Here is a 14196-nt window from a genome sequence, read left to right on the forward strand (position 1 = left end):
CGCACCGTCACCGGCGCTACGCCTTTCACATCGCGTGGCATTCGTCGCCGACCCGGATCTCGCCGGTGGTCAGCGGGACCAGCCGGACGCCGAACCAGGTCTTGCCGTCGTAGCGCCGGTGCCGGGCCAGCGTGCGGATCGGTTCCTTCCCGCGCGCCAGGGTCTCCGGGTCGATGAGCGTCACCGAGCAGCGGTCGCAGCGTTCGGAGACCCGGAAGTCGACGGCGCCGATGCGCACCCGTGTCCAGCCGTCCTCGGCGAACGGTTCGACCGGCCCGTCCAGCACCACTGTCGGCCGGAACCGGGCCATCGCCAGTGGCTCCGGCGCGGGCTCGCCGCGTTCGAGCGCGCCCTCGACGATCCAGTCCCGCAGCCGCCGCAGCGACGGCGTCGTGGCGACCAGCAGCGGCCCGGCGTCGGACAGGTTCAGCGGGTCACCGGGCCCGCCGCCGTGCTCGGCCGACATCGGCCGGCGGTGCGGATCGTCCAGCCAGGCCAGCCGTACGGGCCGGCCCAGCCGCGCGGACAGCCAGTCGTGGGCCTCGTCGGCGGCGAGCCGGACCGTGTCCAGCCGGGACACGTCGGTCGGGACCGGCGGCCCGTCCACCGGCTCGGCGACTGTCAGCGACGACCCGTCGCGGGCGATGAGCGTGACCGACCCCGAGCCGGGCACGGCGGTCAGGCCGAGCAGCGCCGGCAGGACGCTCGAGCCCAGTTTGCGGCCGTCCGGGCGCAGCACCAGCCAGCGGCGGTCGTGCCGTAACCCCCACGGTTCGACCTCGGCCCGGCCGACGTCGACGCCGCCGAGGGACTTGACCGGATACAGGTGTACCGAGGCGAGCCGCACCGCCACGCCCTCAGCCGATCTTGGGAGTGGCGCGGTCGATGATCGCTGCCAGGTCCAGCCCGCCCGGCAGCGTCCCGTACGCCTGCCCGTGGTCGCCGTCGAGCCGGGACGCGCAGAACGCGTCAGCGACCGCCGGGTGGCCGTGGCGCACCAGCAGCGCGCCCTGGAGCACCAGCGCCAGCCGCTCCACCACCCGCCGGGCGCGCAGCTCCAGGTCGGTGTGGTCGGCCAGCTCGTCGCGCACCCGGCGCACCGCGGCGTCCAGCCGGGCGTCCGCGCCGGCCGCTGCGGCCACCTCCGCCTCGTACGCGGCGAGCACCTGCGGTTCCCGGGTGAGCGCGCGCAGCACGTCGAGCGCGGCGACGTTGCCGGAGCCCTCCCAGATCGAGTTCAGCGGCGACTCCCGGAACAGGCGCGGCATGCCGGACTCCTCGACGTAGCCGTTGCCGCCCAGACACTCCAGCGCCTCGGCGGCGTGCCCCGGCCAGCGCTTGCACACCCAGTACTTGCCGACTGCGAGGGCGAGACGCTTGAACGCGGTCTCGCCGTCGTCGCCGCGCGCCGACCGGTCGGTCGCGCCGGCCAGCCGGACCATCAACACGGTGGCCGCCTCGGACTCCACCGCCAGGTCGGCCAGCACGTTGCGCATCAGCGGCTGGTCGGCCAGGTAGTCGCCGAACGCCCGCCGGTGGGTGGCGTGGTGCACGGCTGTGGTCACGCCGTGACGCATCCCGGCCGCCGCGCCGATCACACAGTCGAGCCGGGTCAGGTTGACCATGTCGATGATGGTGCGCACGCCTCGGCCCTCGTCGCCGACGCGCCACGCCACCGCGTGCTCGTACTCGACCTCGGCGGAGGCGTTGGAGCGGTTGCCGAGCTTGTCCTTGAGCCGCATCAGCCGCATCGGGTTGCGGGTGCCGTCGGGCAGCACCCGGGGGACCAGGAAGCAGGTGAGGCCGCCGGGCGCCTGCGCGAGGGTGAGGAACAGGTCGCACATGGGCGCCGAGGTGAACCACTTGTGCCCGACGAGCCGGTAGCTGCCGTCCGCCTCGGGCCGGGCCGTGGTGGTGTTGGCGCGCACGTCCGAGCCGCCCTGCTTCTCGGTCATCGACATGCCGGCGAGCAGGCCGCGCTTGGTCTGCGGCGGGCGCAGCCCGAAGTCGTACTCGCGGGTGGTGAGCAGCGGCTCGTAGCGGGCGGCCAGGTCCGGGCTGTGCCGCAGCGCGGGCACCGCCGCGTAGGTCATCGAGATCGGGCAGCCGTGCCCGGCGTCGGGCCGCCACAGGTAGAAGCCGGCCGCACGGGCCACGTGCGCACCCGGCCGGTCGTCGGCCCACGGCGCGGCGTGCAGGCCGTGACCGACGGCGGTACGCATCAGCTCGTGCCAGGACGGGTGGAACTCCACCTCGTCGACGCGGTTGCCGTACCGGTCGTGGGTCCGCAGCACCGGCGGGTGCTCGTTGGCGAGCCGGCCGTGCTCGGCGGCCTCCTCGCCACCGGCGAGCCGGCCCAGCTCGTGCAGCCCGGGCAGCGCCCATCCGGCGCCCTCGCGGGCCACCCCGTCGCGCAGCGCCGGATCGTCGGCGGTGTCGTGGCCGACCATCGGCGGAACCTGGTTGACGACCTCGTGTGTGGTCACGGCGGCAACTCCCAGCGCAGGTGGCGGATCGGGTCGGGGCCCGGATTGAACCACCGTTCACTCCGCACCGGCAAGCGCGCGACGACAAGTCAATTTGGCTGGATTCGTTTGACATCATCCGGCTCGGAGAGAAGACTCGCCGAAACTTTCTTTTGTCCGGGAAGTGGCTAGGGGGGCCTGTGTCCAGGAAGAAGCTCGGCGTGCTCGGCGCCGCACTCACACTGACCGTCGGCGTCCTGTCCGGATGCACCGGAGGCGAGGCGGTCGACGTCGGCGGCGGGGGGAACGCCGGCGGCGCCGGCGGAGTCCTCAACGCCGCGATCGGCGGCGAACCCGACCAGCTCGACCCGCACAAGACCTCGGCGTACTACAGCTTCCAGGTGTTGGAGAACGTCTACGACACGCTCGTCGAGCCGGACGCCGACCTGAAGATGGTGCCGTCGCTGGCGACGAAGTGGACCACCAGCGACGACCAGCTCACCTGGACGTTCACGCTGCGCGAGGGCGTCACGTTCTCCGACGGGTCGCCGCTGACCTCCGAGGACGTCGTCTACTCGTACGAGCGGATCATCAAGGAGAAGCTGAACAACGCGTACAAGTTCGCCACCGTCAAGTCGGTCACCGGGCCCGACCCGGCCACAGTGGTGGTGACGCTCAGCGCGCCCACGCCGAACCTGCTCGCCAACCTCGGCGGCTTCAAGGGCGTGGCGATCGTGGAGAAGTCAAACGTGGAGTCCGGCAAGGTCAAGACCGCGCCGGTCGGCAGTGGCCCGTTCAAGGTGGCCGGCTACACCTCGGGCGACAGCGTCAAGCTGGTGCGCAACGACGCGTACTGGGGGGACAAGCCGAAGCTGGACGGCGTCACGTTCACCTTCGTCAAGGATCCCACCGTGGCGTTGCAGAACCTGCGCAGCGGCCAGGTCCAGTGGACCGACAACCTGCCGCCGCAGCAGGTGAAGTCGTTGCAGGCCGGCGACGACCCGGTGGTGAAGTCGGCGGCCTCCACCGACTACTGGTACGTGGCGCTCAACGAGGCCCGCAAGCCGTTCGACAACCCCGAGGTGCGACGGGCCGTCGGGTACGCGCTGGACCGTGAGGCGATCACCAAGGCGGCCAAGTTCGGCCTGGCCACCGTCAACCAGACCGCCATCCCGAAGGCCAGCGCGTTCTACTACGACTACGCGCCCTACAGCCACGACCCGGGCAAGGCCAAGCAGATGCTCGGTCAGGCCGGCGTGAGCAACCTGACCATGGACCTGATGGTCACCAGCGAGTACCCGGAGACGGTCACCGCCGCGCAGGTCATTGCCGCGCAGCTCAAGGACGTCGGCATCACCGTCAAGATCCGTACGCTGGACTTCGCCCAGTGGCTCGACGAGCAGGCGAAGGGCAACTTCGACGGGTTCATGCTGGGCTGGCTCGGCAACATCGACCCGGACGAGTTCTACTACGCCCAGCACCACAGCGGCGGCACGTTCAACTTCCACAAGTACAAGAACCCGGCGGTGGACAAGCTGCTCGACGACGCCCGCACCCAGACCGACCAGGGCGCCCGCAAGCAGGCGTACGATCAGGCGGCGAAGCAGATCGTCGACGACGCCAGCTACCTCTACCTCTACAACCCGGACGTGGTGCAGGGCTGGTCGACGAAGGTCTCCGGCTACGACGTGCGCACCGACCGGGCGATCCGGTTCCGGTCGGTCGCCCTGGCGAAGTGATGGCCCGCTTCGTCCTGCGGCGGGTCCTCCAGTCGGCGGTCGTGCTGGTCGGCGTCACGCTCGTGGTGTTCCTGCTGCTGCAACTGGTGCCGGGCGATCCGGTCCGGGTGGCGCTCGGCACCCGGTTCGACCCGCAGACGTACGAGGCGCTGCGGGAACGCGCCGGCCTCGACCAGCCGCTGCCGGTGCAGTACGCCAGCTACCTCGGGCACGCGCTCACCGGTGACCTGGGGGTCAGCTTCCGCACCGGTCAGCCGGTGAGCCAGATCGTGCTGGAACGGCTGCCCGCCACGCTGTCACTCGCCGTCACCGCCGTGGTGTTCGCGCTCCTGGTGGCGTTCCCGCTGGGCATCGTCGCGGCGGTCCGCAGCGGCTCGGCGGTCGACCACGCCGCCCGCGTGTTCAGCCAGTTCGGCGTCTCCGTGCCGGACTTCTGGATGGGCATCATGGGCATCCTGCTGTTCGCCGGGGTGCTCGGCTGGCTGCCACCCTCGGGCTACGTGGCGCTGACCGACGACCCCGGCCGGTGGGCCACCCACGTGGCGCTGCCGGCGGTCACCGTCGGCCTGGTCACCGCGTCGATCCTCACCCGGTTCATCCGCTCCTCCGTGCTGGAGGTGCTCTCCGCCGACTACGTACGCACCGCCGAGGCGAAGGGGCTGCGCAACCGGGTGGTGATCATGCGGCACGTGCTGCGCAACGCGCTCATCCCGGTCGTCACGGTGGTCGCGGTGCAGCTCGCCAGCCTGCTCGGCGGCGTCATCGTGATCGAGGTGCTGTTCGCCTGGCCCGGCATCGGCCGGCTCACCTTCGACGCCGTGCAGGCCCGCGACTATCCCGTCCTGCAGGGCGCGGTGCTTCTCGTCGCGGCGTTGTTCCTGCTGGTCAACCTGCTGGTGGACATCCTCTACGCCCGCCTCGACCCGAGGATCACGGTCAAGTGAGCGCCACGACCGAGAGCACCGGGCGCCGTGTCCTGGACGCGCTGCGCCGCGACCCGCTCGCCGTCGGCGGCACGATCGTGCTCGTGCTGCTGGTGGTGGTCGGCGTGGCCGGCCCGTGGCTCGCACCGGCCGGCGTCAACGACGTCGACGTGGACCAGATGCTGCGCCCACCCAGCGGCGCGCACCCGTTCGGCACCGACGAACTGGGCCGCGACGTGCTCAGCCGGGTGCTCGTCGCCGCCCGCGTGTCACTGCAGGTCGGCGCCGTCAGCGTCGGCATCGCGCTGGTCGCCGGCGTGACGCTCGGGCTGTTCGCCGGCTACTACCGGGGCTGGCTGGACAGCGTGCTCATGCGCTGCATGGACGTGCTGTTCGCGTTTCCGGTGCTGCTGCTGGCGGTCGCCATCGTGGCGGTGCTCGGCCCCGGCCTGCTCACCGCCATGGTCGCCATCGGCGTGGTCTACACACCCATCTTCGCCCGCATCACCCGCGCCGGCGTGCTCTCCGTACGCGAGCAGGTGTTCGTCCGGGCCGCCGTGTCCATCGGCGCGTCCGACCTGCGCATCATGCGCCGGCACGTGCTGCCGAACATCGCCGCGCCGCTGATCGTGCAGACGTCGCTGTCGCTGGCGTTCGCGATCCTCTCCGAGGCCGCGCTGTCCTTCCTCGGCCTCGGCATCCAGCCGCCCGCGCCGGCCTGGGGCCGGATGCTGTTCGACGGGCGCGGCTTCGTCACCGACGCGTGGTGGCTGGGCGTGTTCCCGGGCGCGGCGATCTTCCTCACCGTGCTGGCGTTCAACCTGGTCGGCGACGCGCTGCGCGACGTGCTCGACCCGCGTCAGCTCACCCTGGGCGAGGCCCGCAGGAGCACCCCATGACCGAACGCACCGACCGCATGCCGAGCCAGCGCGGGCACTCCACGACCGACTCGACGGTGCTGTCCGTCGAGGACCTCACTGTGACCGTCGGCACCCGCCGTGGCCCGGTCCGTGCCGTCGCCGGGGTGTCCTGGCAGGTACGGTCGGGGGAGACGTTCGCGCTGGTCGGCGAGTCCGGCAGCGGCAAGAGCATGACCCTGCTCGCCGCCACCGGCCTCGCCCCGCGCGCCGCCACTGTCACCGGCCGGGTGCGGCTGCTCGACACGGAACTGACAGCGCTGCCCGACGACCGCCGCCGCAAGGTCCGAGGCCGGCACGTCGGGTTCGTCTTCCAGGATCCGATGACCTCACTCAACCCGGTGCTGCCGGTGGGGCGGCAGGTCACCGAGGCGGCCGAGGAACACCTCGGGCTGACCCGCCGGGCCGCCCGCGACCGGGCGGTGGAACTGCTGGAGATGGTGGGCATCCCGTCGGCCGCGCGGCGCGTCGACGCGTACCCGCACCAGTTCTCCGGCGGCATGCGCCAGCGCGTCGCCATCGCGATGGCGCTCGCCTGCGAGCCGGACCTGCTGATCGCCGACGAGCCGACCACCGCGCTCGACGTCACCACGCAGGCGCAGATCATCGAACTGGTCGCGGACCTCCAGGCACGGCTGGGTACCGCGGTCGTCTGGGTCACCCACGACCTGGGCGTGGTGGCGGGCATCGCGGACACCGTCGCGGTCATGTACGGCGGGCGGATCGTCGAGCAGGGCCCCGTCGACACGGTGTTCGACACGCCCACCCATCCGTACACCCGGGCGTTGCTGGCGGCCCGGCCGGACCCGTCCCGCCGCGGCGAGGACCTGGTGGCCATTCCCGGGTCGCCGCCGAGCCCGCTGGACCTGCCGGCCAGCTGCGCGTTCTGGCCGCGCTGCCCGGTCCGCGCCGATCCCCGCTGCGAGCACGAGCTGCCGCCGCTGACGCCGGTCGGCGACGGGCACACGGTCCGTACCTTCTACCGTGGAGAGGCCGGATGAGCGCCGACACCCCGGACGTGGTCGCCGAGCTGGACGACCTGAAGGTGCACTTCCCGACCCCGGCCGGCACGGTCCGCGCGGTGGACGGCGTCACCCTCGCCGTACGCCGGGGCGAGACGCTCGGGCTGGTCGGCGAGTCGGGCAGCGGCAAGTCCACGGCCGGTCTGGCGCTGCTGCGGCTCGTCGACCCGACCGCCGGGCGGGTCCGGGTGGCGGGCGAGGACGTGACCCGCTGGTCGCGTCGTCGCCTGCGCGCGACCCGCCGCCACGTGGCGATGGTCTTCCAGGACCCGCAGGCGTCCCTCGACCCACGCCGGACGGTCGGTGACAGCATCGCCGAGCCGTTGATCGTGCACCGGCTCGCCGGCTCCGCCGCCGCCCGGCGGGCCCGGGTCGCGGAGCTGCTGGACCTGGTCGGCCTGCGCGCCGACACGGCGGGCCGGTATCCGCACGAGCTGTCCGGCGGCCAGCGCCAGCGCGTCGGCGTGGCGCGAGCGCTGGCCGGGGAGCCGGACCTGATCGTCCTGGACGAGCCGATCGCGTCGCTGGACCTGAGCGTGCAGGCGCAGATCATGAACCTGCTCCGGCACCTGCAACGCGACCTGGGGCTGACCTACCTGTTCATCGCGCACGACCTGGCCGCCGTGGAGCACATGAGCGACCGGATCGCGGTGATGTACCTGGGCCGCATCGTCGAGACCGGCCCACCGGAGCGGATCTACCGGCACCCGGCGCACCCCTACACGGCGGCGCTGCTGTCCGCGGTGCCGGTAGCCGACCCCCGGGTCGAGCGGGAGCGCCGTCGGATCGTGCTGACCGGTGACATCCCGAGCCCGGTGGATCCGCCGAGCGGGTGCCGCTTCCGTACCCGATGCCCCCAGGCCCGGCCCGCGTGCGCCGAGACCGATCCGGCGCTCGCCGAGGTCGGCCCGGGCCACCACGCGGCGTGTCTGTTCCCGCTCGACGGTGAGCGCGACGGCGGCCCGGGGGAGGAGGGCGCGACGACGCGCGCGGACGCCGCCGGTACGGCGTAGGCTCACCGCCGATGACGTTCACCACCCGGCCGACGCTGCGCGGCACGTTCGGCATGGTCTCGTCCACGCACTGGCTGGCCAGCCAGTCCGCGATGGGTGTGCTGGAACGCGGCGGCAACGCCTTCGACGCCGCGGTGGCCGCCGGGTTCGTGCTGCACGTGGTGGAGCCGCACCTCAACGGCCCGGCCGGTGAGGTGCCCGCGATCCTCGCCACGGCGACCGACCCCACGCCACGGGTGCTCTGCGGCCAGGGCCCGGCCCCGGCCGCCGCCACCGTCGCCCACTTCCGCTCGCTGGGCCTGGACCTCGTGCCGGGCGCCGGCCCGCTCGCCGCCGTGGTGCCGGGCGCTGTCGACGCGTGGCTGCTGCTGCTGCGCGACCACGGCACCCGCACGCTCGCCGAGGTGCTGGAACCGGCGATCGGCTACGCCGCCGCCGGCCACCCGCTGGTCGGCCCGGCCGGGCAGACCGTCGCGCGGGTCCGGTCGCTGTTCACCGACCACTGGCCGACCTCCGCGCGCCTCTGGCTCCGCGACGGCCGCCCGCCCGCGCCGGGGGAGATGGTCACCAACCCGGCGTACGCGGACACGCTGCGCCGCCTCGTCGACGCGGGACGGGCCGCCGGTGCGGACCGGGAGGCGCAGATCGAGGCGGCCCGGCGCGCCTGGCGGGAGGGTTTCGTCGCCGAGGCGATCGACGCGTTCAGCCGGCTGCCGTTCCGTGACTCCAGCGGGCGTGCGCACGCCGGGCTGGTCACCGGCGACGACCTGGCCGGATGGTCGGCCACCTGGGAGGAACCGGTCACGCTGGACTGGCACGGGCACACGATCGCCAAGACCGGCTTCTGGGGCCAGGGCCCGGTGCTGCTCCAGACGCTCTCCATCCTGGACGCGCTCGACGACCCGCGTGTCCACGACCCGTCGAGCCTGGACGGCATCCACGCGCAGGCCGAGGCGCTGAAGCTCGCGTTCGCCGACCGGGAGGCGTGGTACGGCGACACCGACGTGCCGGGCTCCGCGCTGCTGTCCGCCGAGTACGCCAGTGCGCGGGCCGCGCTGGTCGGCGACCGCGCCGACACGACGCTGCGCCCCGGCAGCCCGGCGGGTGAGCCACCCCGCCTCCCGTCCCACCTGCGTGCCGACGTGGGTCTCGGGGCCGTCCCGCAGGATCCGAGCACCGGCGAACCCACGGTACGGGCGGACGGCGTGACCCGCGGCGACACCTGCCACGTCGACGTGGTGGACCGGTGGGGCAACATCATCTCCGCCACGCCCAGCGGCGGCTGGCTGCAGAGTTCGCCCACCATTCCGGAGCTGGGCTTCCCGCTCGGCAGCCGGTTGCAGATGTGCTGGCTGGAGGAGGGGCTCGCCTCGACGCTGCGGCCGGGGCGGCGTCCGCGTACCACGCTCAGCCCGACGCTCGTGCTCCGCGACGGCGAGCCGGTGATGGCCTGCGGCACGCCCGGCGGCGACCAGCAGGACCAGTGGCAGTTGCTGTTCCTGCTGCGGCACCTGGCCGGCGGGCAGGAGTTGCAGGAGGCCATCGACGCCCCCACGTGGCACACGACGAGCTTCCCCGCGTCGTTCTATCCCCGTGAGGTCGAGCCGGGCGTCCTGGTGCTGGAGGACCGCATCGACCGCGACGTGCTGTCCGGCCTGCGCGCCAGGGGCCACACGGTTCGCCTGTCCGGCCCGTGGAGCCTGGGTCGCATGTGCGCGGTGACACGCGACCCGCGTACGGGCGTCCTCTCCGCCGCGGCGAATCCGCGAGGCGCCCAGGGCTACGCTGCGGGCCGCTGACCCGATCCTCCCGCGCCCTCCCTTCCTCGTTGATCTTGCACTTGCGGCCCAGGAATAGCGGTCATAACGGGCGCTCGTCGGGCAGCAAGTGCAAGATCGCGGGGCGGCCGGGGGCGGGGGAGAGGGCGGGGTCAGGTGTCGATACGGGTGATGTTGCGGATCTTGTTGGCGGCGTCCAGGGCGGCCACCTTGTACGCCTCCGCCAGCGTCGGGTAGTTGAAGACGGCGTCCAGCAGGTAGTCGACGGTGCCGCCGCAGCCCATCACGGCCTGCCCGATGTGGACGATCTCGGTGGCGCCGGTGCCGAACACGTGCACCCCGAGCAGCCGCCCGTCCTCGGGTGAGACCAGCAGCTTCAGCATGCCGTACGAGTCGCCGACGATCTGGCCCCGGGCCAGCTCCCGGTAGCGGGCGATGCCCACCTCGAACGGGACGGAAGCGTCGGTCAGTTCCTCCTCGTTCTTCCCGACGAAGCTGATCTCCGGGATGGTGTAGATGCCGATCGGTTGCAGGTCCGACATGCCGCGCGCCGGTTCGCCGCAGGCGTGCTGGGCGGCCAGCCGGCCCTGTTCCATCGAGGTGGACGCCAGCGCGGGGAACCCGATCACGTCGCCGACGGCGTAGATGTTCTCGACGGTGGTGCGGTAGTCGGCGTCGACGGTGATCCGGCCCCGGTGGTCGGCGGTGAGCCCGGCCGCCTCCAGCGCGAGGTCGTCGGTCTGCCCCTGCCGGCCGGCGGAGTACATCACCGTGTCGGCGGCGATCTTCTTGCCGCTGCGCAGGACGCAGAGCGCGGCGCTGCGGTGCTTCTCCACGGCGGCCACCTCCTCGCCGAAGCGGAAGGTCACCGACAGGTCCCGCAGGTGGTACTTCAGGGATTCGACGATCTCCTCGTCGCAGAAGTCGAGCATCCGTGGGCGGCGCTCGACCACCGTCACCTTGGTACCGAGCGCGGCGAACAGGGAGGCGTACTCCATGCCGATGACCCCGGCGCCGACCACGACCATGCTGCGCGGGACGGCCTGGAGGTTGATGACGCCGTCGGAGTCGACGATCGTGCGGTCGTCGAAGTCGACGCTGTCCGGGCGGGCCGGGCGGGTGCCGGCGGCGATGACCGCCTTGTCGAAGCTGACCCGGGTCTCCCGGCCGGAGCCGGCGTCGACCCAGACGGAGTGGGCGTCGGCGAACCGGCCGGTGCCGGTGATCAGCGAGACCTTGTTGCGGGCCAGCTGGTTGCGGATGACGTCGGTCTGCCGGGTGATCACGTGCTGGGTGCGGGCGGCCAGGTCGGCTACGGTGATGTCCTCCTTGACCCGGTAGCTGCTGCCGTAGAGGTCGCGCTGGCTGAGCCCGGTCAGGTAGAGGACCGCCTCGCGCAGCGTCTTGGAGGGCACGGTGCCGGTGTTGATGCACACCCCGCCGAGCATGTCGCGGCGGTCCACGATCGCGACGCGGCGGCCCAGCTTCGCCGCGGCGATCGCCGCCTTCTGTCCACTCGGTCCGGAGCCCAGCACCAGCAGGTCGTAGTCATACACGAGCGCCAGCCTCGCAGGGTCTCGCAACCTGCGCCAGCGGTGGGGCTCCGCGCCGGGGGTGGAACGCGGAGCCCCACCGGCTCAGCGGCCCTGCAGGGATCGGACGTTGTCGGCGAACGTCCAGCCCTTCGAGCCGTCCCAGTTGACCGACCAGGTCATCAGGCCCTTCAGGCGGCCCTGGTAGGTGTTCCACGCCTGGGCCACCAGCGCCGGGCTCATGTAGCCGCCGCCGGCGCCGACCTGCGCGGGCAGCCCGGGGACCTGCCGGTCCAGCGGTACGCGGATGGTGGTGCCCTGTACGACCAGGCCGGCGTCGAGGCAGTTGGTCTGGGCGACGAAACCGGCCACGGTGCCGGCCGGGTACGAGTCACCGGCGCAGCCGTACATCGAGCCGTTGTAGTACTGCATGTTCAGCCACCACAGCCGCCCGTTGTCGGCGTACTTCTTGACGATCGGCAGGTACGCGCCCCAGATCGAGCCGTAGGTGACGCTGCCGCCGGTGACGTACGCGGTCTCCGGCGCCATGGTGAGCCCGAACCCGGCGGGCATCTGGGCCAGCACCCCGTCGATGATCCGGATCAGGTTGGCCTGCGAGGGGGAGAGCTGGTTGATGTTCCCGCTGCCGGTCAGGCCGGTCTCGATGTCGATGTCGATGCCGTCGAAGTTGTGCCGCTTGAGGATCGGCACGACGGTGGCGACGAACCGGTCGGCGACGGCGCTGGAGCTGAGGTCGATGCCGGCGGTGGCGCCGCCGATGGACAGCAGCACGGTCAGCCCGGCGGCCTTGGCCTGGCACACCTGGGCCGGGGTGGGCACCTTGACGCCGGCGTCCATGCCGTCCTCCCAGAGCACGGTGCCGTCGGCGCGGATGACCGGGAACGCGGCGGTCACCACGGTGTAGCCGTGGCCGGTGATCCGGGAGTCGGTGATCGGGATCCAGCCGAGGCCGGGGTGTACGCCGTTCGCGGCGCCGTCCCAGTTCTCCCAGTAGCCCTGGAGCACCTTGCCGGTCGGCCGGGACCGCAGCGCGCAGGTGTCGCCGCCCGGGGTGGTCGGGCTGGACGACACGGTGGGCGTGGGCGTCGGCGTCCGCGTGGGGGAAGCGGTCGGGGACGGGGAGGCGGTGGGGGAGGGCGACGGCGGCCGGGTGGTGGGGCTCGGCGACGGCGTGCCGCCGGTGCAGGCGCCGAGGTCGGTCCAGAGCGCCGGTACGGCGGCCGGGGTCCAGCCCGCACCGGCCGGCGGGGTGTGCGTGACGAGCGCCTGGTAGAGCCGGCCGCCGTAGGTCGCCCGGCTCCCGGCGGTCCAGGTGACGCCCTCGGCCCAGGCCGGCGCGTCACACGCGACGAGCGCGGCGGCGCCGGTCGGTGTGGCGGCGGTGGCGGGCAGGGCGGCGGCGGTGGCGGCGAGCAGCGCGACGCCACCGAGCAGAGTGGTCATCCCACGTCCGAGTCGCATGACATACCTCCTCATCGATGCGCCGGAGGTTATCAGTTAACTTTGTTAAGTGTAAATGCGGCGTACCCTGTCACCACCCCGCTCAGGGCGTGAAGCAGGAACGAAAGCCGCCCGCGGGCGGCCGGGAAGGACGGCGGCGGACGTGGACGCCAGACGCACCACGGTGCGCGACATGCGCCGGGCCAACAGGTCGGTCCTGCTGACCCGGATCTGGCTGGACGGACCGCTCAGCCGGCACGAGCTGGGCCAGTCCACCGCGCTGAGCCTGGCCAGCGTCAGCAACCTGGTCGGCGAGATGATCAACGAGGGCCTGGTCGAGGAGGCCGGCTCGGTCGAGTCCGACGGCGGCCGTCCCCGCGTGCTGCTGCGCGTCGCGCCCGGCTACGGCTACCTGGTCGGCGCCGACGTCGGCGAGACCCGCGTCCAGGTGGAGCTGTTCGACCTGAGCATGACCGCGCTGGCCAAGGCCGAGTACCCGATCGCCGCCGCCGACCCCGACCCCGAGCGGGTCGCCGCCCACCTGCGGCACGGCCTCGCCGCCGTCACCGAGCAGGCGGGCGTCGACCCGGCCGCGGTGCTCGGCTTCGGCGTCGCCGTCGCCGGCACCGTCGAACGCACCGCCGACGCCGTGGTGCACGCCCAGACGCTCGGCTGGGACGGTGTGCCGCTCGGCGCGATGCTGCGCGCCGGCACCGACGTACCGGTGCACGTGGACAACGGGGCGAAGACGCTCGGCCAGGCCGAGATGTGGTTCGGCGCCGGCCGCGGCGTCCGGCACGCGGTGGTCGCCCTGGTCGGCTCCGGCGTCGGCGCGAGCGTGGTCGCCGACGGCGTCGGCTACCGCGGCGCGCACAGCAGCGCCGGGGAGTGGGGCCACACCACCATCGTGTACGGGGGCCGCCGCTGCCGCTGCGGCAACCACGGCTGCCTCGAGGCGTACGTGGGGGCGGAGGCGGTGCTGGACCGGTTCCGCCAGGCCAACCGGGGCCGCCCGGCGCCCGGCGCGGACGAGGAGACCGCCTTCGGTGAGTTGCTGCGCTCCACCGGCAGCACGGCCGCGAAGGTGATCGACGAGACGGTCGGCTACCTGGGCGCCGGAGTGGCGAACCTGGTCAACCTGTTCAACCCGGAGCGGGTGGTGCTCGGCGGCTGGGCCGGGCTGGCCCTGGGCGAACGGCACCTGCCCGCGATCCGCGAGGCCACCGCGCGGCACGCGCTGCGGCAGCCGTACGCGCAGACCTCGATCGAGCTGTGCCGGCTCGGACCGGACGCGGTCGCGATGGGCGCGGCCACCCTGCCGATGACCCGGCTGCTGCGCGACGGCG

Annotated in this window: 11 protein-coding genes; 7 read left to right on the top strand and 4 right to left on the bottom strand. The window is 72.9% G+C overall.

Annotated features, from left to right (window positions below):
- Positions 1 to 25: 25 nt before the first annotated feature.
- A complete protein-coding gene (locus tag ACPCK6_RS11565) occupies positions 26 to 853 on the bottom strand; it encodes an MOSC domain-containing protein (protein WP_423481102.1) in 828 nt (275 codons plus the stop codon).
- A 4-nt stretch (positions 854 to 857) separates the two neighbouring features.
- The gene (locus ACPCK6_RS11570; RefSeq protein ID WP_318332737.1) at positions 858 to 2486 is read right to left on the bottom strand and encodes an isovaleryl-CoA dehydrogenase; all 1629 of its coding nucleotides are present in this window, start codon (positions 2484 to 2486) and stop codon (positions 858 to 860) included.
- A gap of 179 nt (positions 2487 to 2665) precedes the next feature.
- Here ACPCK6_RS11570 and ACPCK6_RS11575 point away from each other — a divergent pair, with 179 nt between their 5' ends.
- From ACPCK6_RS11575 to ACPCK6_RS11600, 6 genes are read left to right on the top strand one after another with little or no spacing between them, the layout of a single operon-like run.
- Positions 2666 to 4204, top strand: a complete 1539-nt coding sequence (locus ACPCK6_RS11575; RefSeq protein ID WP_423481103.1) for an ABC transporter substrate-binding protein — start codon at positions 2666 to 2668, stop codon at positions 4202 to 4204.
- Positions 4204 to 5148, top strand: coding sequence for an ABC transporter permease (locus tag ACPCK6_RS11580; protein ID WP_377626204.1), 945 nt, complete (start codon positions 4204 to 4206; stop codon positions 5146 to 5148). The genes ACPCK6_RS11575 and ACPCK6_RS11580 overlap by 1 nt, the downstream gene beginning before the upstream one ends.
- The gene (locus tag ACPCK6_RS11585; RefSeq protein WP_013476858.1) at positions 5145 to 6026 is read left to right on the top strand and encodes an ABC transporter permease; all 882 of its coding nucleotides are present in this window, start codon (positions 5145 to 5147) and stop codon (positions 6024 to 6026) included. Before ACPCK6_RS11580 ends, ACPCK6_RS11585 begins: the two co-directional genes overlap by 4 nt.
- Positions 6023 to 7045: an ABC transporter ATP-binding protein gene (locus ACPCK6_RS11590; RefSeq protein ID WP_423481104.1), complete on the top strand. Its 1023-nt coding sequence runs from the start codon at positions 6023 to 6025 to the stop codon at positions 7043 to 7045. The genes ACPCK6_RS11585 and ACPCK6_RS11590 overlap by 4 nt, the downstream gene beginning before the upstream one ends.
- The gene (locus ACPCK6_RS11595) at positions 7042 to 8079 is read left to right on the top strand and encodes an ABC transporter ATP-binding protein (protein ID WP_423481105.1); all 1038 of its coding nucleotides are present in this window, start codon (positions 7042 to 7044) and stop codon (positions 8077 to 8079) included. The genes ACPCK6_RS11590 and ACPCK6_RS11595 overlap by 4 nt, the downstream gene beginning before the upstream one ends.
- 11 nt (positions 8080 to 8090) lie before the next feature.
- On the top strand, positions 8091 to 9878 hold the full coding sequence (locus ACPCK6_RS11600) for a gamma-glutamyltransferase family protein (RefSeq protein ID WP_423481106.1): 1788 nt from the start codon (positions 8091 to 8093) through the stop codon (positions 9876 to 9878).
- A gap of 131 nt (positions 9879 to 10009) precedes the next feature.
- On the opposite strand, the gene sthA is transcribed toward ACPCK6_RS11600, so the two are convergent.
- Positions 10010 to 11413, bottom strand: a complete 1404-nt coding sequence (gene sthA, locus ACPCK6_RS11605; protein WP_396883038.1) for a Si-specific NAD(P)(+) transhydrogenase — start codon at positions 11411 to 11413, stop codon at positions 10010 to 10012.
- An 81-nt stretch (positions 11414 to 11494) separates the two neighbouring features.
- Positions 11495 to 12871 carry a glycosyl hydrolase family 18 protein gene (locus tag ACPCK6_RS11610; protein ID WP_423481107.1) on the bottom strand — a complete coding sequence of 459 codons (1377 nt, stop codon included), beginning with the start codon at positions 12869 to 12871 and terminating at the stop codon, positions 11495 to 11497.
- A gap of 142 nt (positions 12872 to 13013) precedes the next feature.
- Here ACPCK6_RS11610 and ACPCK6_RS11615 point away from each other — a divergent pair.
- The coding region (locus ACPCK6_RS11615) for an ROK family transcriptional regulator (RefSeq protein ID WP_423481108.1) at positions 13014 to 14196 on the top strand (1183 nt) is incomplete at its 3' end.

This window comes from Micromonospora sp. AB353 (assembly GCF_049538395.1).
Taxonomy (GTDB): Bacteria; Actinomycetota; Actinomycetes; order Mycobacteriales; family Micromonosporaceae; genus Micromonospora; species Micromonospora aurantiaca.

What these genes read in the sequence shown, in the direction of transcription:
- ACPCK6_RS11590 (WP_423481104.1), top strand. Translation starts at nt 6,023, where the DNA reads ATGACCGAACGCACCGACCGCATGCCGAGCCAGCGCGGGCACTCCACG.
- ACPCK6_RS11600 (WP_423481106.1), top strand. Translation starts at nt 8,091, where the DNA reads ATGACGTTCACCACCCGGCCGACGCTGCGCGGCACGTTCGGCATGGTC.
- ACPCK6_RS11595 (WP_423481105.1), top strand. Translation starts at nt 7,042, where the DNA reads ATGAGCGCCGACACCCCGGACGTGGTCGCCGAGCTGGACGACCTGAAG.
- ACPCK6_RS11580 (WP_377626204.1), top strand. Translation starts at nt 4,204, where the DNA reads ATGGCCCGCTTCGTCCTGCGGCGGGTCCTCCAGTCGGCGGTCGTGCTG.
- ACPCK6_RS11610 (WP_423481107.1), bottom strand. Translation starts at nt 12,871, where the DNA reads ATGCGACTCGGACGTGGGATGACCACTCTGCTCGGTGGCGTCGCGCTG.